Origin of the sequence: Actinobacillus minor NM305 (genome assembly GCF_000175195.1) — a bacterium.
Classification (GTDB): domain Bacteria; phylum Pseudomonadota; class Gammaproteobacteria; order Enterobacterales; family Pasteurellaceae; genus Haemophilus_A; species Haemophilus_A minor.
In genome coordinates, this window is record NZ_ACQL01000055.1 from 94,790 (window position 1) to 119,475 (window position 24,686).

28 protein-coding genes are annotated in these 24,686 nt (G+C 39.4%); 5 read left to right on the forward strand and 23 right to left on the reverse strand.

Features of this window, described 5'->3' with window-relative positions; translation table 11 throughout:
* Nucleotides 1-39: 39 nt before the first annotated feature.
* The 3 genes from potC to potA are packed head-to-tail and all read right to left on the reverse strand — an operon-like array spanning nucleotide 40 to nucleotide 2,769.
* Entirely contained in the window at nucleotides 40-807 is a 768-nt protein-coding gene (gene potC, locus AM305_RS02025) for a spermidine/putrescine ABC transporter permease PotC (RefSeq protein WP_005822687.1), read from the reverse strand.
* Nucleotides 807-1,667 carry a spermidine/putrescine ABC transporter permease PotB gene (gene potB / locus AM305_RS02030; protein ID WP_005822689.1) on the reverse strand — a complete coding sequence of 287 codons (861 nt, stop codon included), beginning with the start codon at nucleotides 1,665-1,667 and terminating at the stop codon, nucleotides 807-809. The genes potC and potB overlap by 1 nt, the downstream gene beginning before the upstream one ends.
* Complete coding sequence (potA, locus tag AM305_RS02035) at nucleotides 1,657-2,769, reverse strand: spermidine/putrescine ABC transporter ATP-binding protein PotA (RefSeq protein ID WP_005822690.1); 1,113 nt, start codon at nucleotides 2,767-2,769, stop codon at nucleotides 1,657-1,659. Before potA ends, potB begins: the two co-directional genes overlap by 11 nt.
* Before the next feature lie 256 nt (nucleotides 2,770-3,025).
* Between potA and rep the strand changes: the two genes are divergently transcribed.
* Genes rep through tsaC form a run of 3 tightly spaced genes read left to right on the forward strand, consistent with a single transcriptional unit; the run spans nucleotide 3,026 to nucleotide 6,128 of the window.
* Nucleotides 3,026-5,044, forward strand: a complete 2,019-nt coding sequence (gene rep / locus AM305_RS02040) for a DNA helicase Rep (RefSeq protein ID WP_005822692.1) — start codon at nucleotides 3,026-3,028, stop codon at nucleotides 5,042-5,044.
* 3 nt (nucleotides 5,045-5,047) lie between these two features.
* Nucleotides 5,048-5,581 carry a DNA topoisomerase family protein gene (locus AM305_RS02045; protein WP_005822694.1) on the forward strand — a complete coding sequence of 178 codons (534 nt, stop codon included), beginning with the start codon at nucleotides 5,048-5,050 and terminating at the stop codon, nucleotides 5,579-5,581.
* The gene (tsaC, locus tag AM305_RS02050) at nucleotides 5,574-6,128 is read left to right on the forward strand and encodes an L-threonylcarbamoyladenylate synthase type 1 TsaC (protein ID WP_005822696.1); all 555 of its coding nucleotides are present in this window, start codon (nucleotides 5,574-5,576) and stop codon (nucleotides 6,126-6,128) included. Before AM305_RS02045 ends, tsaC begins: the two co-directional genes overlap by 8 nt.
* A 32-nt stretch (nucleotides 6,129-6,160) precedes the next feature.
* Here tsaC and ftsN read toward each other — a convergent pair whose 3' ends face one another.
* The 10 genes from ftsN to rluC all read right to left on the reverse strand — a co-directional run bounded on the left by ftsN (nucleotide 6,161) and on the right by rluC (nucleotide 14,054).
* A complete protein-coding gene (gene ftsN / locus AM305_RS02055; RefSeq protein WP_035293699.1) occupies nucleotides 6,161-7,063 on the reverse strand; it encodes a cell division protein FtsN in 903 nt (300 codons plus the stop codon).
* A gap of 126 nt (nucleotides 7,064-7,189) precedes the next feature.
* Nucleotides 7,190-7,939 carry a class I SAM-dependent methyltransferase gene (locus AM305_RS02060; RefSeq protein WP_005822699.1) on the reverse strand — a complete coding sequence of 250 codons (750 nt, stop codon included), beginning with the start codon at nucleotides 7,937-7,939 and terminating at the stop codon, nucleotides 7,190-7,192.
* 6 nt (nucleotides 7,940-7,945) lie between these two features.
* The gene (locus tag AM305_RS02065) at nucleotides 7,946-8,632 is read right to left on the reverse strand and encodes a M15 family metallopeptidase (RefSeq protein WP_005822701.1); all 687 of its coding nucleotides are present in this window, start codon (nucleotides 8,630-8,632) and stop codon (nucleotides 7,946-7,948) included.
* 3 nt (nucleotides 8,633-8,635) lie between these two features.
* Complete coding sequence (gene dapE, locus AM305_RS02070) at nucleotides 8,636-9,775, reverse strand: succinyl-diaminopimelate desuccinylase (RefSeq protein WP_005822703.1); 1,140 nt, start codon at nucleotides 9,773-9,775, stop codon at nucleotides 8,636-8,638.
* The gene (locus tag AM305_RS12505) at nucleotides 9,751-10,065 is read right to left on the reverse strand and encodes a hypothetical protein (RefSeq protein WP_005822705.1); all 315 of its coding nucleotides are present in this window, start codon (nucleotides 10,063-10,065) and stop codon (nucleotides 9,751-9,753) included. Before AM305_RS12505 ends, dapE begins: the two co-directional genes overlap by 25 nt.
* Entirely contained in the window at nucleotides 10,046-10,390 is a 345-nt protein-coding gene (locus AM305_RS02080; RefSeq protein ID WP_005822707.1) for an ArsC family reductase, read from the reverse strand. Before AM305_RS02080 ends, AM305_RS12505 begins: the two co-directional genes overlap by 20 nt.
* 605 nt (nucleotides 10,391-10,995) lie before the next feature.
* Entirely contained in the window at nucleotides 10,996-11,373 is a 378-nt protein-coding gene (locus AM305_RS02090; RefSeq protein ID WP_005822710.1) for a hypothetical protein, read from the reverse strand.
* Between the two features lie 246 nt (nucleotides 11,374-11,619).
* Nucleotides 11,620-12,465, reverse strand: coding sequence for a dihydropteroate synthase (folP, locus tag AM305_RS02095; RefSeq protein WP_005822712.1), 846 nt, complete (start codon nucleotides 12,463-12,465; stop codon nucleotides 11,620-11,622).
* 27 nt (nucleotides 12,466-12,492) lie between these two features.
* Nucleotides 12,493-13,068 (reverse strand): hypothetical protein, encoded by a 576-nt coding sequence (locus AM305_RS02100; RefSeq protein WP_005822713.1) that lies wholly within the window; start codon nucleotides 13,066-13,068, stop codon nucleotides 12,493-12,495.
* Between the two features lie 23 nt (nucleotides 13,069-13,091).
* Nucleotides 13,092-14,054, reverse strand: a complete 963-nt coding sequence (gene rluC / locus AM305_RS02105; RefSeq protein ID WP_005822715.1) for a 23S rRNA pseudouridine(955/2504/2580) synthase RluC — start codon at nucleotides 14,052-14,054, stop codon at nucleotides 13,092-13,094.
* Nucleotides 14,055-14,150: 96 nt separating this feature from the next.
* Between rluC and AM305_RS02110 the strand changes: the two genes are divergently transcribed.
* Complete coding sequence (locus AM305_RS02110; RefSeq protein WP_005822717.1) at nucleotides 14,151-15,080, forward strand: mechanosensitive ion channel family protein; 930 nt, start codon at nucleotides 14,151-14,153, stop codon at nucleotides 15,078-15,080.
* 84 nt (nucleotides 15,081-15,164) lie between these two features.
* On the opposite strand, the gene AM305_RS02115 is transcribed toward AM305_RS02110, so the two are convergent.
* The 7 genes from AM305_RS02115 to napF all read right to left on the reverse strand — a co-directional run bounded on the left by AM305_RS02115 (nucleotide 15,165) and on the right by napF (nucleotide 21,641).
* Nucleotides 15,165-15,776 carry a cytochrome c3 family protein gene (locus AM305_RS02115; protein WP_005818003.1) on the reverse strand — a complete coding sequence of 204 codons (612 nt, stop codon included), beginning with the start codon at nucleotides 15,774-15,776 and terminating at the stop codon, nucleotides 15,165-15,167.
* A gap of 11 nt (nucleotides 15,777-15,787) precedes the next feature.
* Entirely contained in the window at nucleotides 15,788-16,213 is a 426-nt protein-coding gene (locus AM305_RS02120) for a nitrate reductase cytochrome c-type subunit (RefSeq protein WP_005822719.1), read from the reverse strand.
* Between the two features lie 111 nt (nucleotides 16,214-16,324).
* The gene (gene napH, locus AM305_RS02125) at nucleotides 16,325-17,218 is read right to left on the reverse strand and encodes a quinol dehydrogenase ferredoxin subunit NapH (protein WP_005822721.1); all 894 of its coding nucleotides are present in this window, start codon (nucleotides 17,216-17,218) and stop codon (nucleotides 16,325-16,327) included.
* Complete coding sequence (napG, locus tag AM305_RS02130; protein ID WP_005822722.1) at nucleotides 17,219-18,124, reverse strand: ferredoxin-type protein NapG; 906 nt, start codon at nucleotides 18,122-18,124, stop codon at nucleotides 17,219-17,221. It lies immediately after the preceding gene.
* Between the two features lie 128 nt (nucleotides 18,125-18,252).
* On the reverse strand, nucleotides 18,253-20,760 hold the full coding sequence (napA, locus tag AM305_RS02135) for a nitrate reductase catalytic subunit NapA (protein WP_005822723.1): 2,508 nt from the start codon (nucleotides 20,758-20,760) through the stop codon (nucleotides 18,253-18,255).
* A 93-nt stretch (nucleotides 20,761-20,853) separates the two neighbouring features.
* The gene (locus tag AM305_RS02140; RefSeq protein ID WP_005822724.1) at nucleotides 20,854-21,117 is read right to left on the reverse strand and encodes a chaperone NapD; all 264 of its coding nucleotides are present in this window, start codon (nucleotides 21,115-21,117) and stop codon (nucleotides 20,854-20,856) included.
* The gene (napF, locus tag AM305_RS02145) at nucleotides 21,117-21,641 is read right to left on the reverse strand and encodes a ferredoxin-type protein NapF (protein WP_035293721.1); all 525 of its coding nucleotides are present in this window, start codon (nucleotides 21,639-21,641) and stop codon (nucleotides 21,117-21,119) included. Before napF ends, AM305_RS02140 begins: the two co-directional genes overlap by 1 nt.
* Before the next feature lie 184 nt (nucleotides 21,642-21,825).
* On the opposite strand from napF, the gene AM305_RS02150 reads away from it, so the two are divergent.
* Complete coding sequence (locus AM305_RS02150; protein ID WP_005822726.1) at nucleotides 21,826-22,401, forward strand: NAD(P)H-dependent oxidoreductase; 576 nt, start codon at nucleotides 21,826-21,828, stop codon at nucleotides 22,399-22,401.
* Between the two features lie 37 nt (nucleotides 22,402-22,438).
* On the opposite strand, the gene AM305_RS02155 is transcribed toward AM305_RS02150, so the two are convergent.
* From AM305_RS02155 to trxB, 3 genes are all read right to left on the reverse strand, one after another.
* Entirely contained in the window at nucleotides 22,439-22,864 is a 426-nt protein-coding gene (locus AM305_RS02155) for a YidB family protein (RefSeq protein WP_005822728.1), read from the reverse strand.
* 77 nt (nucleotides 22,865-22,941) lie between these two features.
* A complete protein-coding gene (gene kdsB, locus AM305_RS02160; protein ID WP_005822730.1) occupies nucleotides 22,942-23,700 on the reverse strand; it encodes a 3-deoxy-manno-octulosonate cytidylyltransferase in 759 nt (252 codons plus the stop codon).
* A 9-nt stretch (nucleotides 23,701-23,709) separates the two neighbouring features.
* The gene (gene trxB / locus AM305_RS02165; RefSeq protein ID WP_005822732.1) at nucleotides 23,710-24,663 is read right to left on the reverse strand and encodes a thioredoxin-disulfide reductase; all 954 of its coding nucleotides are present in this window, start codon (nucleotides 24,661-24,663) and stop codon (nucleotides 23,710-23,712) included.
* Between the last annotated feature and the right edge of the window lie 23 nt (nucleotides 24,664-24,686).

Here is a 24,686-nt window from a genome sequence, read left to right on the forward strand (position 1 = left end):
CCTAAAGAAAATAGCCCACGTATTGTGGGCTATTTAGATTTATGCTTTTTTGCGTAATGCAACTTGACTTAATACCACTAATGAAAGTGATAAAATAATCATAATCGTTGCAAGCGCATTCACTTCTGGTGTTACACCTGTTTTAACAAGAGAGAAGATTTTAAGTGGTAAAACTTCATAACTTGGGCTGGTAACAAAAGATGAAACAACAACATCATCTAATGAAATCGTAAAACTTAATAACCAACCTGAAATGATTGAAGGTAACGCTAACGGTAAAATAATTTTACGTAAAATCGTCACTTCGCTTGCCCCTAAATCTTTTGCTGCTTCAAGCATTTTACCGTCAAAATCGCTCAAACGTGCTGAAATCGTAATTACAACATAAGGCAAACAGAAAGTAATATGTGCAATCAATAGCGAAATAAAGCCTAATTGGATACCTAAAATCATAAATAGCACAAGCATAGAAACTGCCATTACGATATCCGGCGACATCATAACAATAAAGAGCAATCCGCCAACCATTTGCTTACCACGGAATTTATAACGATATAACGCAATAGAAGTTAATGCCCCTAAAATCGTTGAAAATGTTGCCGCGAAGAAAGCAATCGTAATTGAGTTCATTGTTGCTTGTACTAGCGTATCATTATTAAATAAACGCTCATACCAGTCCCAACTAAAGCCTTTCCAGTTCAGACCATAGCGATCTGCGTTAAATGAATTCACAACTAAAATAATAATTGGAATATAAAGATACGCAAACACCACAAACATAAAAAGGTTTCTAAACATCTTTTTCATTATTCAAGCTCCACCTTTTTATTTAAAAGTTTATTTGCACGGTAGTAAACATAAAGCATTAATGCCATTAAGAAGGTTAAAGCAATACTTACTGCTGAGCCTAATGCAAATTGGTTGGTATTCAAGAACAAGCTCTTAATAATATTCCCCACTAATGGAGTTTTACCACCACCTAATAAGTCTGCAACGTAGAACATCCCCATTGCCGGTAACAATACCAATAAACAACCCGAAACAATCCCTGGCATGGTAAGAGGAATGGTTACACGAATAAAGCGTTGGAAAGCATTTGCCCCTAAATCTTTTGCTGCTTCCAATAAACGCCCATCAATTTTCTCAATAGACGAATAAAGAGGCAGAATCATAAACGGTAGCAAAATATAAACTAAGCCAATAATAATTGCTAATTCTGAGTTTAATAAACGCAATGGCTCATTGATAATACCTAACCAAAGTAGAGCCTCATTCAGTACCCCCTTCACACCTAAGAAAATTTTAATGCCGTAAATACGAATTAAAGAGTTAGTCCAGAATGGCAACACCACAAGGAAAAGCAAAATCGGACGTACCTTTACCGGCATTTTTGCAATAATAAATGCAAAAGGATAGCCAATGATTAAACAGAAAAAGGTCGCAATTCCCGACATATACAACGAGTTCCATAACACCGTTGCATAAGTATCATTAAATAATGCTTTATATGCTTCTAAGCTAAAAGCAAAATCAACAAAGTACTGACTTTGGCGGTTTTCTGTTAAAAAACTGATGATCAACACTAATAAATTCGGGACTAAAACGAAAAGTAATAGCCAACCGAAAATTGTTGCCACCGTTCCTTTTTGGAATTTATTACTCGTCATCGCTTAAGACAACCTCCCAGCCTTCGTGCCACGTTAATGCCACTTTTTGACCGACAGAATGGTCGATATGCGGATCATCTTCATTGAAGAATTCGCTTACTAAAACATTCATTCCATTGTGATCTAATTTCACGCTTGATTCTAGCGTCATACCTTTATAGTTACGATCTGTAATATGACCGATAATCGCTTTTGAGCTTTCATCTTCATCAAGTTCTTCAATCACAATATCTTCAGGACGTAATAATACTTTCAGTTTTTGATTTGGCTTCACATCCATATCTTCTACTTTAATATTACAAATACGACCTTCAACATTCGCTTTCACATTTGTTGCATCAACACGCTCAATCGCCGTTGCATCAAATACGTTAATTTCACCAATGAAACGAGCAACGAAAAGGTTTTTCGGTTCTTCATAAATTTCACGTGGTGAACCGTCTTGAGCAATTTTACCTGCATTCATCACGATAATACGATCTGACATAGTTAATGCCTCTTCCTGATCGTGAGTAACGAAAATAAAGGTAATGCCTAATTGGCGTTGTAATGCTTTCAATTCATTTTGCATTTCTTTACGCAATTTGTAGTCTAATGCAGAAAGTGATTCGTCTAATAGCAATACTTTCGGTTTGTTTACCACTGCACGAGCAATCGCAATACGTTGTTGCTGACCACCGGAAAGTTGTGCCGGTTTTTGCTCCGCACGGTCTTCAAGACGAACCATACGTAACGCTTCCATGACACGTGGCTTAATTTGCTCATTTGGTACTTTTTGCATACGCAATCCAAATGCCACGTTTTCAAAAATGGTCATATGTGGGAAAAGCGCATAACTTTGGAAAACAGTATTAACAGGGCGATGTTCTGCAGGAACGTTAGATACATCTTGACCATCAAGAATAATCGACCCCTCTGTCAATTCCTCAAAACCTGCAATTAAACGTAATGCGGTTGTTTTACCACAACCCGAAGGCCCTAAAATTGTTAAAAATTCACCATCGTTAATGGTTAAATTCAAATCTTTAAGAATCGTTTTGCTACCATAGCTTTTAGTAACATTGCGAAGTTCGATGATCGGTTTTCTGTCTAACTTTTCCATCTACTGCCGTTTTCCCCTATCAAAATACGTTGAGAAAATTCATTGCCAGCCAATTTGGCTTACAATACAAACATAATAAAAATCAATAAGCTATAATATAGCGAATGACTAGATATTGAAAGCAAAAAATGACTTTTTAGGCAAATTATTCCAAGAATAAGCGGTCATCTTTTTTTTCATATTTTACGAATTGCTAAACAAATTAGACCGCTTGCCAGCTTTTCGTTAAAATAAAGAAAAACATAAAGAAAAGAACATGAAATTAAACGATCAACAACAACAAGCCGTTGAATATGTAAAAGGTGCTTGCTTAGTGCTTGCCGGGGCAGGTTCGGGCAAAACTCGGGTAATCATCAATAAAATTGCCCATTTAATTGCATACTGTGGTTATTCACCAAAACAAATTGCTGCTGTAACCTTTACCAATAAAGCTGCACGGGAAATGCGTGAACGTGTGGCACATTCTATTGGTAAAGAAAAAAGTAAAGGACTTACCATTTCCACCTTTCACACACTTGGGTTTGAAATCTTAAAACGTGAATATAAATTACTCGGTTTTAAATCGGGAATGACATTATTTGATGAGCACGATCAATTAGCATTATTAAAACACTTACTACCCGAAACGGTAAGCGAAGATAAAGATCTGTTAAAACAGCTCATTAGCGCCATTTCAAACTGGAAAAACGATTTACTTTCTCCGGAAATGGTTATTTCGCATACAAAAACCGAGCGAGACCGTGTTTTTTCTCACTTTTATCAACTTTATCAAAATCAATTAAGAGCCTATAACGCTCTGGATTTTGATGATTTAATTATGTTGCCCGTGTTGCTCTTTCGTCAATTTCCGGAAGCTAAAGAACGCTGGCAACAAAAAATTCGTTATTTACTGGTTGATGAATACCAAGACACCAATACCAGCCAATATGAACTCATCAAGCTTATTGTTGGCAAAGAGGCGAATTTTACCGTTGTAGGTGATGATGACCAATCCATCTACTCTTGGCGTGGTGCAAAGCCTGAAAATATGCAACGTTTACGGGAAAATTTTGATCTTAAAGTCATTAAGCTGGAACAAAACTATCGTTCCAGCCAACGTATTTTACATTGCGCTAACATTCTGATCGATAATAATGATCATATCTTTCAAAAACGCCTTTTTTCACAGCTTGGAGAAGGTGAAAAACTCAATGTTATAGAAGCCAAAAATGAAGAACATGAAGCTGAACGTATTGTTGGTGAGTTGATTGCCCATCGTTTTTCTAAAAAAACAAAATATAAAGACTATGCCATTCTTTATCGAGGGAACCATCAATCTCGCTTGCTTGAAAAATTATTGATGCAAAATCGTATTCCTTACAAAATTTCAGGCGGAACAAGCTTTTTTGCTCGCGCTGAGATTAAAGATATGATGGCATATTTACGTTTAGTGGTAAATCAAGATGATGATGCAGCTTTTTTACGCATCGTTAATGTTCCTAAACGAGAAATCGGTGCGGCTACTCTCGAAAAATTAGGGCAATTAGCAAATGAAAAGCAGATTAGCCTTTTTGAAGCGATTTTTGATTTCGAGCTTATTCAACGCCTTACGCCAAAGCCTTATCAAGCACTACAAGATTTTGCACACTGGATTGTAAAGATTGCTGATCAAGCAGAACGAGTTGATCCTTTAGAAGCTGTTAAAGATCTTTTATCACACATTCAATATGAAGCCTATCTTTACGAAACAGCAACATCACCTAAAGCGGCTGAAATGCAAAGTAAGAATGTTGAAACATTATTTGAATGGGTACAAAGTATGTTAGAAGGCGATGAATTGGAAGAGCCTATGACGCTAGTTCAAGTCGTAAACCGTTTAACATTGCGAGATATGCTGGAGCGAAGCGAAGAAGATGATGAGACGGATCAAGTTCAACTAATGACCCTTCACGCCTCCAAAGGCTTAGAATTTCCACATGTATTTTTGATCGGTATGGAAGAAGGTATTTTACCCCATCAAACCAGCTTAGATGAAGACAATGTGGAAGAAGAACGCCGCTTAGCTTATGTTGGCATTACTCGGGCGCAGCAGACCCTAACTTTTTCACTTTGTAAAGAACGCCGTCAATACGGGGAGGTGATACAAACCGAACCTAGCCGTTTTTTACTTGAACTTCCTCAAGATGATTTAATGTGGGAACGAGATAAACCTAAAATGACCGAAGCTGAAAAAGTGGAAAAAACCTCAGCCCATATTGCGAATTTAATGGCACAGTTAAAAGCGAATAGGAAATAGCATATGTCGTTATTTAAATCCACGAAAAAAGAGGAACATTGCCCTGATTGTGGTGCAATTTTGCAAATAAAACAGGGGAAACGAGGCTTGTTTCTCGGTTGTACTAACTACCCAAAATGCGAATATATTAAGCCTCTTCAGCAGAACTATCACGTGATTAAAACCCTTGAAGAAAGCTGCCCTGAATGTGGACATTTGCTTCAAATCAAACAAGGGCATTTAGGTATGTTTATTGGTTGTAGCAATTACCCAACTTGCCATTTTATCGTTCACGAACAGCAAGAAGAGAGTGAAGAGACTAATTTTATTTGCCCAGAATGTAAACAACATCAACTGATTGCAAGGAAAGGACGGGCGGGGAAAATTTTTTATGGTTGCCGTGGCTATCCCCAATGTAAATTTACGCTCACGCATAAACCGGTACTAAAAACCTGCCCACAATGTCATTGCGCTTTAGCCACGTTAAAAAAAGAAGGGTATTACCAATGTGCAAACAAGCATTGCCAACATCTATTTAAAGAAGAGACGAATGAATAATTTAGAACAAATTTTAGCAAAAATTAAACAAAATCAAGTTGTTGCCTACCCGACTGAAGCCGTTTTTGGTTTAGGATGTAATCCTAATAGCGAACAAGCGGTCAAATTATTGCTTGATTTGAAAAAACGCCCTGAAGAAAAAGGGCTTATTCTGATTGCTCATGATGTTGAATTACTCCGCCCTTATATTGATGAAAGCCAACTTAGCGAAACCGAATGGCAACGGTTGAACACGCTACAAGAACAAGCGATTACTTGGATTATGCCGGCTAAAACAAATGTACCACGTTATTTAACCGGCAAATTTAACTCTATTGCAGTGAGAATTTGTCACACACCAGCCGTGGTTGCTTTATGTGAAAAGTTACAATCCGCCCTCACCTCTACAAGTGCAAATCTATCCGGTTTAACCCCTTGTCGAACATACCACGAAGTTTATGCCCAATTTGGACAATATTTCCCGGTTTTAGAAGCAACAACAGACGGCAAAACCAATCCATCTGAAATTCGAGATATTTTCACACAAAAAGTTTTTAGAGCCGGATAAACAAAGAGGGTATATATTTACCCTCAATGACATTACATAGATACAATCACACATTCAGCAACGCTACGCGCATTAGATTGTGCATTAGAAGTTGCGGCTCTGTCTCCAATTGGTCCAACAAAAACCCTATTCCAATCAGCACTTGTTGCGATTCTCGCATTAAAGCCTGCCATCGCTAAGCGAGCCTGTACATTTTCCGCTTGGGCAGGATTTTTAAAGGCACCACATTGCAAACCAAATCGACCTGTTGAAGCAGATTTTTCAGCTTGTTTTGTTTCTGGCGCTTTTGTTTTAGTTTGCTCTTTTTTCGCTACTTCAAGCTTGGTTTGTTCTGCCTTTGATTTGTCTGCTTTTTGTTCATTTTCTGTGGTGGTTGCTTTCTTTTGTGCTAACTCTTGCTGTTTTTTCAGCTCCGCTTGCTTACGTTTTTCTTCTAACTTACGCTTCTCTTCAGCCAATTTCTGCTCTTGTGCCTTTTGAGCGGCGAGTTCTGCCTCAGAAGGCTGAGCAACCGTTTTTTCTTTTGATACGGTGGTTTCTGTTTGCACTTGAGCTTTTTCAACTGAAGCTTGTTCTACCGCTAAACGAGCAAGTTCTTCTTGCTTACGCTTTTCTTCTAGCTGTTTTAACTGTTCTGGAGAAAGTTGTGCTAATTTTTCTTGTGTTTTCTTCGTTGGATTTGTTACCACTTCACGCGTTTCCAAGTCACGAATATAGCTATATACTTCTTCAGGTCGGCTTGGAAGATTGGTTCCATTTGGCACAGGTTTAGTTGCTTCAACAGGAACAGGAATAGTTGGTGCAGGTGCATTTTCTTTTAACAACCACAAGCCAGCCCCCATTGCCAAAAGTAACACGACCACGATGGATAAAATTGTCGATTTGCTCACACCACTTTTTTTCTTTGAGCGAGCCATATAATCACGTCTAGGCACTTTATTTTTACCTTATAAATTAAAGATGGAAAATTGGTAAATTTTACTGAAAAAATAACCGCTTGCCTATCATCTCACAAGCGGTTATTTAAAATTTTTTGTAAATCTTTGTTAAATTTATTGATTTTACCGATGTGATAAATACACATCAAACCGATGATTCTTCGTTTCTTGGCTAAAATCAGGCTTCTGCTCTGCTAAAAACGGGGCATAATCGGGGCGTTTAACCACCACCCGTTTACGAGCCAACTGTTTTGCCGGTAAAAAGAAATCATCAGAATCCAAATCTGCCCCAACCAAATGCTGGAATACTCTCATCTCTTTTTTAACTAAAGCACTTTTCTGTTTATGCGGGTACATTGGGTCAAGGTAAACCACATCAGCAAAATCACAATTTGGATCAAACTCTGCAATAGAATGCACGGGCAACAAAATCATTCGCTCTCGCATAAAGTCGCCAATTTCTGCATCTTGATAAGCTCGATTTAAACCATCTTCCAACAACGCACTGACCACAGGGTTTCGCTCAACCAATTTAACTTGGCAACCCACTGCCGCCAACACAAAAGCATCTCGCCCAAGCCCTGCGGTTGCATCAATCACCGTTGGCAAATAATCGCCTTTAATCCCAATTGCTTTTGCCACGGCTTCACCACGTCCGCCGCCAAATTTACGCCGATGAGCCATTGTGCCATCAACAAAATTCACTGCAATAGCCCCAAGTTTTGGCTCATCTAGTTTACGAAGCTCCAAACGTTCATTTGTTTGAACTAAAGCTAAAATTGCATCGGGATTATGTTGAAGTTGCCATTTTTCACAGGTTTGTTGAAATTGTTCGGCAAAATCGCTTTCGTTAATTAATTGGATTTTTGTCATTATTTTTTACAATATGTAATGTTTAAAGACATCATCAATGTGCTGGCTCAGGCTACATTTCCCAGCCACATCTTCACCTTCCCACGCTATTTGCAAAATTTCAGGTGAAAGTAACCGCTCACACTGTTCTGCAATTGGGAAATAACTGATATGCCAAGGCTCTAAGCCAATTTGTTTGTCGTGATCCTCCATAAACGGAAAATAGAAACCAAACTGTTCGGCATTGACTAACAGCCAATTTGTTAAACGTTGGAAATAGCCACCCGTTTGATATTCCCACGGCTCTAACATCAGTTTTTGCCCTTCTGGCAGTAAATCGGGATCAAAAATATCAATTTCCGTTCCCCAATGATGACGGCTCGCCCCCGGCACAGCAGACCAACGTAACATCGCTTGGCATTTTTGCCAATCGTCTAAGCAAGTCAAATCTAAGGCACAACCATTGTCATCGTGAACTTTACGCTCTCCGTTAAACTTTGCATTCCAGATCAATTTTTGCCGTTCAAAATCACGATAGGTGCTGGCAGGTTGTAAGTTAAAGCCCGCCTGTTTTGCCGCTTGTTGTAGCTGTAAAAAAGCCTCTACGACTTCTGCTTGTAAAGCGTGTTTATCCGACAATGCATTCGGCAGTGGCACTAAATGCTCACGGCTTTTGCCCGTGAGGATTTCAGGTAAATTTGTAAAATTTTGCATAAATTAGACCGCTTGTAACAGTAATTTTTCGGCAATCTGGTAATACACTTCACCACATTTGCCCAAATCATTGACATTCACACATTCATTTACTTTATGAATGGTTTGGTTGATTGGACCGAACTCAACCACTTCTGCACCCATTAAGGCGATAAAGCGTCCGTCTGATGTACCACCGCCAGTGTCTAATTTAGGCGTAATTTGTGTCACGTTTTCGACCGCTTGTATTGTGGCTTGAACCAGTTTTCCGTTGCCTGCTAAAAATGGTTTTCCCGACAAGTTCCACTCAATTCGATGTTTTAAACCGTGTTTTTGCAACATTTCGGCAACTTTAGCTTTAATAATTTCATCATTTACTTCAGTGCAATAACGTAAATTAAACTGCACATAAAGCTCGCCAGGGATCACGTTATTACTGCCCGTGCCTGCTTTGATATTGGCGATTTGCAGACTTGTCGGTGGGAAAAATTCGTTGCCGTTATCCCATTGGTAAGCAGTCAGTTCGCTTAAAAACGGCAGAGCCGTATGAACAGGGTTCTCAGCTAAATGGGGATAAGCAACGTGTCCTTGAATGCCTTCAATATAAAGATTGGCGGTAATCGAACCTCGGCGACCATTTTTCACCACATCGCCTAGCTGTTTGGTGCTGGACGGCTCGCCCACTACGCAATAGTGGATTGGCTCTTGGCGTTGCATTAGGGTTTCTACGACTTTCACTGTACCGTCTTTGGCGGCAGCTTCTTCGTCAGACGTAATAAGCAAGGCAATTTTGCCCTGATGGTTAGGGTTGTTTTTTACAAAGGTTTCACAAGCGATTACCATTGCTGCTAAAGACCCTTTCATATCCGCCGCACCACGCCCGTAAAGTACATCATCAACAATCTCGGCGGAAAATGGTGGATAAGTCCATTGACTTTCATCGCCTTCAGGGACAACATCGGTATGTCCTGCAAAGGCTAAACAAGGATCGCCTTCGCCGTGAGTTGCCCATAAATTTAAGGTGTCGCCAAAAGGCAACCATTCCAGTTTAAATCCGACCGCTTGTAGTCGTTCAGCAATCAGCTGTTGGCAACCTTCATCATTTGGGCTGATGGATTTACGTTGGATAAGGGCTTGGGCTAATGTGATGATTTGTCTTTCCATATTGCTCTCAAAATATTAAACAGTTGATTTGTCCCTTTTGATAAAAAATACAATACCAAAAGGCAAAAAAATATAAATCCAAATATAACTGGTAAATCGTATTTTAGAAAAATCGTAAAGGGTTTTTCATAAAGTTGCTCACATAACTCCAATGTCTCACACCCAGTAATGTCGATGATATCAACAATATCTCTGAAAGGAGAATACGAGGCAGAAAAAGCCAAAGGAGCGGCAATAAATAAAGCAATAATGCTGAGAGTAAACAGCCTTTTACTTAAATGCTTGAGCATATTCTTTTTCATCAAACCCAATCAACGCCACATCATCAGCAATCACAATCGGGCGCTTAATTAAGGTTGGCTGTTCGTTTAACACCTTTAATGCCAGCTCTTTGTTAAGATTATTTTTAATCTCATCATCAAGCCCACGCCAAGTGGTGCTACGTTTATTGACTAAGTTTTCCCAGCCAAATTTCTCTGCCATTTCAGCTAGCCAAACAGGATCTAAGCCATCAACACGGTAGTCGTGAAGCTGTGGGTTTAGGCTGTTATCTGCAAGCCATTTGATCGCTTTTTTCACAGTATCACAATTTTTAATGCCGTAGATTTTTGTCATTTTACCTTCCTTTTTTTATTCATATTCATTACCAGTAACACGTTGTTAGACAGGTTTATTGAAAAATATCAAATTGTTACATTCTAAGAATTAATTTTCCAGCTCTTTTTGTATTTTATACCCTAAATCAATGAAGCCTTTTTAAATAGAATTACTGTAAATACCCCTATAAGAAACCATATAATTGGAAATACTAGAAAAAATGTGGGGAAAGACATTTTTTTCTGATAAATCATATTGCATATAACCCAATGTAATAAGATTATAATGATAAAATGCTCACTATACTCTGGCTCTAACAAACTTAATAACACGATAGCGAAAAAGACGCTACTCAAAATATTGACTAGATATTCTCTATAATCATCTTTCAATTTAAAAATAAAGATTAACATAGAAAAAAAGATGAGATGAATAGGATAATTATAAGATAGCAGTCCAGATATTATAATAAGAAATAAAAATACTAAGGATCTATACTTGAAAAAAGTTAGTAAGTAGCTTATTAGTATAATGACAAAAGACATCAATCCAATATGTTCAAAGAGATAGCTAAAGCACCTAAAACATATAATTAGATTTAACAACAACATAAAATTTCTCTTTTAGAATAAGTAGTTCTCTAATAAGTTGTATGCTTCTGCAACCCCATTTTCTTTACAATAAAAATTACCAGATAAAATATTATTTTCATAAGAGCCAAAAATCATATTGTATTGAACGATTATTTTTTCTAAGTTTTTATCGTAAAGTATAAATGTATTATGACCTAAAATATTTTCAGGGTATATATATGAATATATGTTGATATTAGGGTATTTATTATTTATAGCTCTTAGTCTATATTCTTTTCCATAGAAATTCATTCTTGGCTGATATAAATTTCTATTTTTTATAAGAAAAGGGTTATCAATAAATTTGCTTTCAAGTATAGGATAAGATATCCATTTAGTATCTTTTAATAATTCACTAACACCCGACAATTCTCTCCACTCTTTAGGGGTTAAAAAACTTCTATTTCTTTGCCTTCCCACATTTTACAACGAATAGGTGTAACTACAAGTACTATTATCATTTGGAGAAATACGGATAAGAATAATCCAAGGAAGATATAACAAAATCGATGTTTAAAAAAATTCTGTTTTAACTTATCCAAAAGACTATTCATCACAATATCTCTCCACCATTTCTTAGACACTTGTCTGAGATAGTAAGTTTTACTTTACTTTTTATTCACATTCATTCATCGCTTGCCACACTTTCAACGCGTCAGCGGTTTCCGCCACATCGTGAACTCGCACGATCTTCGCTCCATTTTGCACCGCGAGCAATGCCCCAGCGATACTGCCTGCGACACGTTGATCGACAGGTTTATTGATCACATTGCCGATCATTGACTTACGGGAAAGCCCAGCCAACACAGGATAGCCTGAAGCCACAAAGGCGTTTAGATGTTTTAGCAGTTGATAATTATGTTGCACCGTTTTACCAAAACCAAAGCCGACATCTAAAATAATATGCTCTTTGGGAATGCCAGCCATTGTGCAAGCAAAAATGCGTTGGTTGAGAAAATCTGCGACTTCTTCCACCACATCATCATATTCAGGATTTTGTTGCATATTTTGCGGTGTGCCTTGCATATGCATTAAACAAACAGGCAAGCCTAATTCTACGGCAGTTTCTAGGGCATTCGGCTCTTGTAACGCACGAATATCATTGAGAATATCCGCCCCAACTAAGGCTGATTGACGAAACACTTCCGCCTTTGAGCTATCCACCGAAATCAAACAATCAAACCGTTTGCGAACCGCTTCAACTAACGGCACAACCCGTTCCAACTCTTGCTCAAGAGTAACGATTTCCGCATTCGAACGGGTGGACTCACCACCAATATCAATAATATCCGCCCCATCATTGAGCATTTTTTCCACTTGAAACAAGGCTTTATCAAGGGTAAAAAATTTGCCCGAATCGGAGAATGAATCAGGGGTAAAATTCAAAATCCCCATAATTTTGGGGGAAGTGAGATCTAATAAGCGGTCAGATCCTTGGAAATTTTTGTAATTTATTTGCATTATTTATCTCTTAATAAAATTGACGTATTACTTTGTAATTACGCTAATACTTTTATAATGAATATAATTACCTAGAAGAGATTGTCTTTTAGTAATAGAAACTTTTGATGAAACATTTACTCTTTCATATAATGCTCTATTTTCTATAGTTTCTTTTCCAAATTCATTAGAGTTTACACTCACATAATAATATGTCTTTGCATGTTTTCCTGATGAATGATAAATTTCTTTATCGTAAACATCTGCAGTATAAAAGACATTTTTCCCAAATCTATAAGTATACTCATAAGATATTATTGGCATAACTAAAATAGCAAATGCAGCAGGAGCAGCAAGAGAGCCTAGAATATTACTAAATAAAGAATACTCCTCTAAGTTTTTCTCATGCTCTTCTTGCTTTTTCTTGGAAAAATATCTTTTTTTCTCTAGCTCTTTATGAGATCTATATCCTTTAATAACATCTTTTATAAGGATAGGTAAAATAAGGACATAAGAAATAGCGAAATAAATTATTTTATAATTTGTTTCTATTTCATAACGATGATCTACAAATGAAAAATAAATCAAAAATGAAATAGCTATTATAGGAATAGCCTTTTTCATTATTTTTCTCCAGCTCTATTCTATTACTTCTCCGCTCTCAGCTTCGCCAACACGGCCTTTAGTTGTTTATCCAACGGTGCTGTCACAACCATTTCTTCGCCCGTTTTCGGGTGAACAAAGCGAATGGAATGAGCGTGTAAAAATAGGCGGTTTAAACCCGCTTGTTGCATTTTTTGGTCAAATTCACGGTCGCCGTATTTGTCATCAAGGGCAATCGGGTGTCCTGCGTATTGAGTATGTACACGGATTTGGTGCGTTCTACCTGTCACAGGCGAAGCCTTGACTAAAGTCGCTGTCGGATAACGTTCTTCAATCACAAATCGAGTTTCGGACGGTTTGCCTTCTTCGCTCACTCGTACAATGCGTTCGCCACTGGCTAATTCGTTTTTCAATAGCGGTGCTTTAATCACTTTAACGTGCGATTGCCACTGCCCACGTACGAGTGCAAGATAATCTTTCTGTACAACTTTCTCACGCAATTGTTCGTGCAAATTACGCAATACGGAACGTTTTTTCGCCACTAATAATAGCCCCGAGGTATCTCGGTCGATACGGTGTACCAACTCTAAAAAACGGGCTTGTGGGCGTAACGCTCGTAAGGCTTCAATCACACCGAAACTCAAACCGCTACCACCGTGAACAGCAATGCCGGACGGTTTGTTAATCACTAACATCACATCATCTTCATAAAGAATTTGATGTTCAAGTTCGGCGACTTTGTTGAGTTTAGTCGAAATCGGGGCTTCATTTTTTTCTGCCACACGCACAGGCGGAACTCGTACAATATCGTCTGCTTGCAACTTATATTCGGGTTTAATCCGCCCTTTGTTCACTCGCACTTCGCCTTTACGCACAATGCGGTAAATCAGGCTTTTTGGCACGCCTTTGAGCTTGGTGAGTAAGAAGTTATCCAAACGTTGTCCGGCTTCATCATCGCTGATGGTAAAAAATTGCACGCCGGCACTAATTACTTTTTCTGTTGTCATTACATTACCAACATTATTTAAGGTAAAATCTTGCTTTAAATTTTAACACAAACGCCCCTGTTTCGGGGTAATTATTCATTTAAATGAGGAAATCAAATGTCAGGACAAACGGCAGAAAAAGCAGCAGAAGCTGCGCAACACGTTGATGTTGTTGCGGAAACAGAAAAAGTTATCGATAAAGTAAGTTCAATGAACTTCGATACGATGCTCAATGATTGGATTATCCCCTATGGTACAAAAGTCTTACTTGCCATTGCCATTTTTGTTATTGGGAAATGGTTAGCGAAACTTATCAGTAAATTACTTGGTAAAGCGGCACTAGCTTCAACTAAAGATGAAATGCTACAAGGCTTCGTTCGCTCAATTAGCTACTTCTTATTACTTCTCATTGTTGTGATTGCTTCATTATCTCAATTAGGGATCAATACAAGCTCCCTTGTTGCGCTTATCGGTGCAGCCGGTTTAGCTATCGGTTTATCATTACAAAACTCGTTGCAAAACTTTGCAGCTGGCGTCATGTTATTGATCTTTAAACCTTTCAAGAAAGGAGATTTGATCGAAACAGGAGGCATGAGTGGTACTGTTGAAGAAATGGGTTTATTAGTGCTAGAACTTCGTACTGGCGATAATAAAACGGTACTTATTCCAAATGGTAAAGTGTTCTCTGATAGTATCGTGAACTATTCTGACAATGAAACACGCCGTATCGACTTTATTTTTGATATTTCTTACGATGCTGATATTGCTAAAGCAAAAGCAATTGTTGCGAATATCCTAGCAAATGATTCTCGTGTATTAAAAGACCCTGCACCAGTTATTGCTGTTAGTGCTTTAGCGGCAAATAGTGTTCAGCTTGTTGTACGCCCTTGGGTAAATACATCTGATTATTGGGCAACTTATTGGGGCATTATGGAAAAGGTGAAATTAACCTTTGATGAAGCGGGCATTGCTATTCCATATAATCAAATGGATATTCATATCACAAGCGAAGAAACTATCGCTCTTGAAAAGAAAAAATATAACTAATCTTAAATAAACAAGCGGTTGAATTTAACAAACATTTTGCAAAAAATCCGTTAAATTCAACCGCTTAACTTTTCTTACCAAATCTTATTTTGAAGAAGATTCTTTTTTCTCAATCATATCCTCAGGAATAAATGATTTCTGAACTTTTTCCATATGTGGGAGATTGTGAGCAATCCCTTTGTGGCAGTCAATACAGGTTTTGTTTTGCTCTTGAGCCATTGCGTGCATTTGTTGTGCCACGGTTTTTTGTTGGGTAAAGTCCATATCATCGAAGTTATGGCAGTTACGACATTCTTGTGAATTATTGGCTTTCATACGAGCCCATTCACGTTCCGCCATTTCTAAACGATGTGCTTCAAACTTCTCTTTGGTATCCACTTTGCCGGTAAAATGTGCATAAACTTCCGTTGAAGCCTGAATTTTACGTTTCCATTTTGGTAAAAATTCGTGTGGAACGTGGCAATCGGAACAGATTGCTTTTACGCCTGAACGGTTGCTAAAGTGAACAGAGGCTTGATATTCAGGCACGACATCGTTCATATGACAGTCAGAACAAAATTGTTCTGTATTGGTATATTCCAACCCTTTATTAAAGCCACCCCAGGCTAAAATACCACCGATTGCTGAAATTAAAATGATTGTTCCAGCCGCCATTTTGCTTGGTGTACGAAACCAATTCCAAAATTTTTTAAACATTGTTTTGCTCCTTATTTACCTTGCGTTTGGCGAATTGTGTCAAATTTATTTTGAATAATCGGGTTTACATCTGTTTGTTGCACGTGGCATTGTAAACAGAAGTAACGGCGCGGCGAAGCACCTTCTGTGCGTTTGCCATCACGATCCATAAAATGGCTTTCAGGAATACGTGTTGCCCCCGTTGTTTGAGCTACTTCTGGCGAATGGCAACCTAAACATTGGTTGGTATTTTTGGTCACTTGCAAACCACGGATACTATGCGGCACAAGCGGTGGTTGATGAGGGAAGGTAATCGGTATATTCCCTGCATCTTTATAAGGGTTAGTAAATGCCGGCGCAACACTTTCTGCCGTACTGTTTATATCCGTTGTAACTTGCGTATTTGCCACAGCAACACCTGCAAGTGCGGTCAAAATTAAGGTTAAAATTTTTCTCATTGGAATTCACTCCGTTTTGATTATTTTTGTAGGGGCAAATCACATTTGCCCATTCACATAAATTATTTTTGGGGGGCTAATGTGATTAGCCCCTACATTAAACATTCACGTTCAAATATTTTTCACATCAATCCCTTTCTCAAATCGGCTCCCAAAGGCAAAAACATTTTCAGGGCAGACGTCAATACAACGTCCGCAACTAATGCAATCTTGGGATAACACGATTTGGCTATCTTCGGGTTTGCCGTGCAATGGTAAGCGTAGCACTTGTGGTTCAGGACATACATTGTAGCAATCCATACAACGGTCGCAGCGATTGCGATCAACCACATTCACTTTAATCAGTGCTTTACGACCAATTAAGGCATAAGTTGCGCCGATTGGGCAAAGGTGTCCACACCAGCCGTGTTCGACCACTAAAAGATCAAAGAAGAACACGATTGCCGCCAACCATAGGGTTGCACCTAAACCGAATACAAAGACCCGACCGAGTGCTGCAACAGGATTGATCCATTCCCACAAAAGCGTGCCAGAAATGGCACTTCCCACCAAAATCATCGCAAGAATGGCATAACGTAGCCCTCTTGGTAATTTTGCACTCTGGCGAATACCCAATTTTCGGCGTAACCACGCTGCCGCATCAGTTACCATATTCATTGGACAAACCCAACTACAAAAGGCTTTGGTCGCCACCAGCGCATAAAAAGCAATGATAATTAACGCCCCTAAGATCGTGCTCCATTCCGGTAAATAGCCTGTCGCAAGGCTTTCCGCAGTAATGAGCGGATCCGTTAAAGGAATAACATCAAATAATAAACTTGCGCTGTAATTCCCTTTTAAGATCCAGACATTCCAAAATGGCCCACTTAAAAACATCGCAATAATCGCTAGTTGGCTTAAACGGCGTAAAATAAGAAAGCGATAAGCTCTCCACCAGCCTAATTTCTGACGCGCTTCTAAGCCTGCATCTTGTGGGCGATTAGGCGTAGTTTTGACTTCAACCATTTACTTCACCCCTTTGATATTCAAGTCTAAGTTAGGGAAATGCTCGGCATCAGGTACCGTTGTTGATTTCGGCACATAATCTTGCGTTGCTCGGCTCGGTGTTGCCACTTTAAGGTTTGGCTGAACTTGCATTGGCTGATAAACCGGTTCATATTTGCCTTCCGGCATTTGAGCCTCAAAGGCAGGACGTAAACCATCCGGATGTTGATCTTCCAACAACGCTTTGCCTGCATTTTGCTTTTCTTGCCAACCCAGTCGGTAATGGCGCCCTAATAAACCTTTGGCTAAATCCATTGGAAGTACCTTAATAGCGGCTTCTTCCAACACACAGGCCTGCTCACATTTTCCACAACCTGTACAAGCATCAGAATGTACGGTTGGAATTAATTTGGCGTGAATACCTGTGCGATCATTATGAATGCGCTCAAGGGTAATCGCCTTATCCACCAAAGGACAAACACGATAACATACATCACAACGCAAGCCTTGCCAGTTCAAACAAGTTTCGTGGTCGAGCAATACCGCCAATCCCATTCTTGCGTCATCAATGTTTTTCAATTCCTCACTTAATGCCCCACTTGGACAAGCCTTCATACAAGGAATATCCTCGCACATTTCACAAGGCTTATCACGAGCCACAAAATAAGGTGTGCCGGCTTCCATTGGTGAAAGCAAACTTGCCAAATGCAACATATCGTAAGGACAAGCCTGTACGCATTGACCACACCGTGTACAAGCAGCTAAGAATTCACTTTCCGGCAACGCCCCAGGGGGACGAAGTGCCACACCCTCTTTAGCATTCGCTTGGTGTTGTTGTAATCCTAAGATCACACCAACGCCACAGACACCTGCCGCTGTTCTGGTTGCATTTTTGAGAAACTGGCGGCGGTTTGGATCTAATTTCATCGTCATATCCTGCGTAATTTTTGTAGGGGCGAAACATTTTTCGCCCTTTCATCATTGGGGCAAATGTGATTTGCCCCTACAAGCGGTTAAATTTTCAAAAATTTTGCCAATTTTGACCGCACTTGCTATTACGCCTTCACTACTTTAACCGCACATTTTTTGTAATCGGTTTCGCCTGAAATTGGATCAGTTGCATCTAATGTTAATTTATTCGCTAACTGCCCTGCATCAAAGAACGTTGTAAAGACTAAACCTTCCGGACATTTATTACGACCACGTGTATCTAAGTGCGTAATCATTTCGCCACGACGGGTAATTAATTTCACTTTATCACCGTGACGTAAACCGCGTTTTTTCGCATCCGCTGGGTGCATCCAGCAAAGGTTATTCGGGAATGCTTTATGTAATTCAGGCACACGGCGAGTCATTGTGCCTGTATGCCAATGCTCTAATACACGACCAGTGCTTAACCATAAATCATATTCTTCATCCGGGCTTTCTGCCGGACCTTCATAAGGCACACCTAAGATAATCGCTTTTTTATCCGGATAACCGTAGAATGCGACACCTTCCCCTGCTTTCACATAAGGATCATAGCCTTCACGATAGCGCCAAAGTGTCTCTTTGAATTCGCCTGTTTTTTCATCTTTTACCACAGGCCAACGTAAACCACGCACTTGATGATAAGTATCAAATGACGCTAAATCGTGTCCGTGTCCTCGACCAAATTGTGCGTATTCTTCAAACAAGCCTTTTTGTAAGTAATAACCGAAGTGATCCGCTTCATCGTTTAAATAACCCGGTACATTTTTCGGTGTGTCAAATTTATTGACTTCGCCATTCTCGTACAGTACTTGGTAAAGGGTTTTTCCACGATATTCAGGCATTTGTGCTAACAACTCTTCGCTCCACACATCTTCTGTTTTGAAGTATTTAGAGAATTCAACAATTTGCCATAAATCTGAACGAGACTCGCCCGGCCCTTTCACTTGCTGACGCCAGAATTGAGTACGGCGTTCTGCATTACCATAAGCCCCTTCTTTTTCTACCCACATACAAGTTGGTAAAATTAAGTCTGCCGCGACCGCACTTACAGACGGATAAGGATCAGACACCACAATAAAGTTGTCAGGATTACGCCAGCCCGGGAAAATCTCTTCGTTAATGTTTGGACCACCCTGCATATTGTTGGTACAAAGTTGCCATAAGAAATTCATCTTGCTGTCTTTTAACATACGGCTTTGCATTACCGCAGGATAACCCGGTTTCGTTGAAATGGTACCTTTCGGTAATTTCCACGCCGTTTCTACGATTTCTACGTGTTTTGGATTGGTCACCACCATATCCGCCGGTAAACGGTGTACGAAAGTCCCGACTTCACGCGCTGTCCCACAAGCAGACGGCTGACCTGTTAGAGAGAACGGACCGCAACCTTCTAACGAAATTTTTCCAGTAAGTAGGTGAACGTTATACATCATATGGTTTACCCACACACCACGAGTATGTTGGTTAAAGCCCATTGTCCAGAATGACACTAATTTTTGGTTCGGATCCGCATACATTTTCGCTAATGTTTCAAGTTGCTCTTTTGGCACCCCTGAAATTTCGTGGGCTTTTTCTAAGGTATAAGGCGCAACAATTTTCTTGAATTCTTCAAAATCGCTGTCATACATTTTGCCTGCGGTTTTCACATTTTTCGCGGCTTTTTGTAACGGATGTTCCGGACGTAAACCATAACCAATATCCGTTTCGCCACGTTTGAATTTAGTATGCTTATTCACAAAATCCCAATTCACTTTATCGTTTTGGATAATGTAGTTGGCGATATAGTTAAGAATAGCTAAATCTGAGTGCGGTTTAAAAATAATTGGTGTATCCGCCAGTTCAAAAGAACGATGCTCAAAGGTGGACATCACTACCACTTTCACTTTGTCATCAGATAAACGGCGGTCAGAAATACGGCTCCATAAAATTGGGTGCATTTCCGCCATATTTGAGCCCCAAAGCACAAAAGCATCGGTTTTTTCAATGTCGTTATAGCAACCCATCGGTTCATCCATACCAAAGGTACGCATAAAGGCTACCGCCGCTGAAGCCATACAGTGACGAGCGTTCGGATCGATAGTATTAGAACGAATGCCTCCTTTCCAAAGTTTCACTTTGGCATAACCTTCAAAAATCGTAGTTTGACCGGAAGAGAACATACCGATGGCATTCGGATCTTTTTTCTCTTTTAAAATCGTTTTGATTTTATCTGCCATAATCGTAAAGGCTTGATCCCAAGAAACCGGCGTAAAATCCCCTTCTTTATGGAATTTACCATCTTTCATACGTAATAATGGCGTTTGAACACGGTCTGCACCGTACATAATTTTGGATAAGAAATAGCCTTTAATACAGTTTAAACCACGGTTAACTTCTGCATCCGGGTCGCCTTGGGTTGCCACCACACGACCATCTTTTGTTCCCACTAATACGCTACAACCCGTACCACAGAAACGGCACGGTGCTTTATCCCACTTAATCCCCATATCATCAGCAGCATAGACGTTTTTCACAGGGATCGCCATACCAGCAGCCGCTGCAGCTGCAATCGCTGCATTAGCTTTCATAAAATCTCTACGGTTAAGTTCCATAATGTTTCCCACTTAAGTTAAAAATTGAACCGCTTGTAGGGACACACTGCGTGTGTCCGTTTCGATAGCAGTGGAGGATCGAAATCCCCACAATTATTTTTCATCGATATAATTTGAAATTAATGAAACAACAATGACCCCATCAATTTCTTTTACTTCATCAATTCTATCCGCTAGTGCAAGTTGTCTATCGCTTTCAATGGTCACGATAATCTTGCCTTCTGCTTCTTTCACACCGTGAATTTCACTGTGCGGAATTTTCAAAATATCCGCTTGAACTTGCTCAAGTTTGGCTGGTTTAGCTTGCACCACAAGACTACAGACATACCAGTTTTTGTTTAAATCAAAATTACTCATCATTCTCTCAATATTTTCACCGCACTCACAGGACAAACACCAATACAAGCGCCACAGCCGTTGCAAGCGGGTAAATCCAGTTCTAATTTTGCAATACCGCCTAACTGCGGCTTAAAACGAATTGCCCGACTTTCACAATAATCACCACAAGCTCGGCATTCAATTTTTTGGCTAAGTAAACAGCTCTCGGTAACTTCAACCTTATGTGCCCAAGCCTCTTCTTCCGTGCTTCGAAAAATCGGTTCTGAACAGATTTCTACACATTTCTGGCAGAACGTACATTCGCCTTTGCTGAAATCAATTTCAGGAAAGCCAGCGTCACTGAATTTAATAATCTGTGTTTCACAAACCGCTACACATTGCCGACAAGCGGTGCATTTTTCTAAAAAAATTGCAAGATTTGCCCAGGGTGGAAGAATTGCATCATAACCTTGTAAGCGAATTTGCTCTTTTTTGAGCGTATTTAAAAATTGCCCTTGTAAAAAAGCACGCCGAGGGAGCTTTTGATCTGCAAAATCACTCAAATCATTACCTAAAACAATACGAATTAAATTTTTGTCATTATCCGATTTTTTGGCTTTTTTCTTCATCACTATAAAGGGGTATTTCTCTCTCTAAATGATGATTTATTGATACTCATCAAAGAAGAATGGCGTGAATTTCGATAAGGCGGTAAAATGTTGCAAACCATTTTTATTTAGGACAAATATGAAACACTTAATTATTTATGCGCACCCTAATCCAAACAGTTTTAATCGGGCAATTTTAGATAGCGTGATTAAAGCCAGTGAACCACATAGTGTTATCGTAAGAGATTTAAATAATCTTGAATTTAACCCAACCCTAAGCTGGCAAGAATGCCTTGCAACCTTTAGTGGAAATTATGCAGAAGCTGTTAGTCAGGAGCATCAATACTGGCAACAAGCTGATCTCATCACGCTTATTTACCCTCTTTGGTGGATGGGCTTTCCAGCAATATTAAAAGGCTATTTAGATCGTGTTTTAACTTATGGATTTGCTTATAAAAACGGGGAAAATGAAAGCATCGGTTTGCTAAAAGGGAAGAAAATGCAACATTTCATTACGATGGGCAATACTAATGAAAAATATGCACAAAAAGGCTTTTTAAAATCTCTTGATGATACCCTAGGCAACGGATTATTTAACTTTTGTGGCATTGAAAATGTACAAATGCATTTTTTAGGTGGGGTTGGTATTCCAACTACAGATTACCAAACTATTTTAGAATACTCTCAAGAAGCCACAGCTCGTTTAACAAAATAAAGAAAACCTAGTTGATTACTCATCAACTAGGTTTTTCTTAACTAAATAATTTACCTAACACACCTTTTGCCGCTTGTGCTAATAAATCATTAGTATTTAGATTTTTTAAATCCGGTAATTGCCCGTCCGGCGTAAGCATATCCACTAATTTTGGTAAATACTCCGCCAAAATATCTCCCGCATCTTTTTCATCAACACCAGCAGTTTCTGCTGCTGAGCGTAAATTATCTTCGCCCACGACTTCAACGATTTGTTGATTTGAGATTGGAGCATTTTCTTCATTTGGGCTAATCCATGATTTAAGTAAATCATCTAAACCACTTTGGTTAAAGCGTTGAATTAATCCTTCGATGCCACCTTCAGATTGAAGTAAAGATTGGATTAATTGCATCGCAACAGATTGATTACTATTATTGCCACTTAATACAGATGAAGCAATTGATCCTAAAATGTTACCTAACATAGTTATGTTCCTTTATTAAATATAGCTATCTACAAGCGGTTGTTTTTTGCAAAACATTAACCAAAATCAACCGCTTGCTACTTAGCAGATAAAATTTGGCGTACTCGTTCCAAATCTTCTAATGTATCCACACCCACTTGTGGGGCTTCTTTTGCTAATGCGAGATGAATTTTCTCGCCATACCATAACGCTCTGAGTTGCTCTAGCGACTCTAACTGCTCAAGGGCTGTTGGTTGCCACGCAACATACTGTTTAATAAAACTCGCTCGATAAGCATAGATACCAATATGGCGTAAATAATTCTGCTGTTGGACAAAAGCATCATCACAATGTGGGAAATTATCACGTCCAAACGGAATGGGCGCACGTGAGAAATAGAGTGCCATTCCGTTTTTATCGTTCAACGTTTTAACCACATTTGGATTAAAAAGTTCCTCACGGGTTGTTAATTTTACCGCAAGTGTTGCCATATTAACCTGATTTTCAGCCAAATTGCGTGCAACTTGCTCAACAATACTTGGTGGAATTAAAGGTTCATCACCTTGAATGTTCACAATAATCTCATCGTCTGCAATTTGCATTTTTTCCACAACTTCGGCTAAACGCTCTGTACCGGAATTATGCTTATCCGAAGTCATACACACTTCTGCACCAAATTGGCGAGCAACGCTTTCTATTTCAGGATGATCTGTTGCAATAATCACGCGATTTGCGCCCGCTTGTTGTGCTTTTTCCCAAACGTGTTGGATCATCGGTTTCCCAACAATATCCGCTAAAGGCTTACGAGGTAAGCGACTTGAAGCATAACGAGCCGGAATAATTACGGTAAAATTCATTTTTTACTCCTAGCCTTCTAAAGCATCTAAGAAACGTTCTGCATCAAGCGCCGCCATACAACCTGTTCCGGCTGAAGTGATCGCTTGGCGATAGTTATGATCCATTACATCACCTGCGGCAAATACGCCTTCAACCGAAGTCGCTGTCGCATTGCCTTCTAAGCCTGATTTAACTTTAATATAGCCATTTTCGAGTTCTAATTGACCGTCAAAAATCGCTGTATTCGGTGCGTGTCCAATCGCCACAAAAAAGCCATCAACGTTAATCTCTTCAAGTGTTTCATCTTTTGTTGAAGCTAAACGCATTCCTGTTACGCCCATATTGTCGCCCAAGACTTCTTGAACCGTGCGATCGGTATGTAAAATAATTTTGCCTTCCTCAACACGTTTGGCTAAACGCCCTAATAAGATCTTTTCCGCACGGAAGGTATCACGGCGATGAACAAGGTGAACTTCACTTGCAATATTCGCTAAATAAAGCGCCTCTTCCACAGCGGTATTCCCACCGCCAATAACCGCAACCGGTTTATTACGGTAGAAAAAGCCATCACAAGTTGCACAAGCCGAAACGCCACGACCTTTAAAGGTTTCTTCTGAAGGTAAACCTAAATATTTGGCAGAAGCTCCCGTTGCAATAATCAACGCATCGCAGGTAAATGTATTAATATCGCCCTTTAATGTAAAAGGACGTTTTGAAAGATCAACGCTATGAATATGATCAAACACAATCTCTGTTTCAAATTTTTCGGCGTGTTTTAACATCTTATCCATTAAACCCGAGCCAGTAATTTGTTCATATTCGCCCGGCCAGTTTTCAATTTCATCGGTTGTGGTAAGCTGACCACCTTGTTGCATCCCTGTTACGAGAACCGGTTTTAAGTTCGCACGAGCGGCATAAACTGCAGCGGTATATCCCGCTGGGCCAGAGCCGAGAATCAATAATTTTACGTGTCTTGTTGTCATGTTTTTTCCTTAATAAAAGTAGC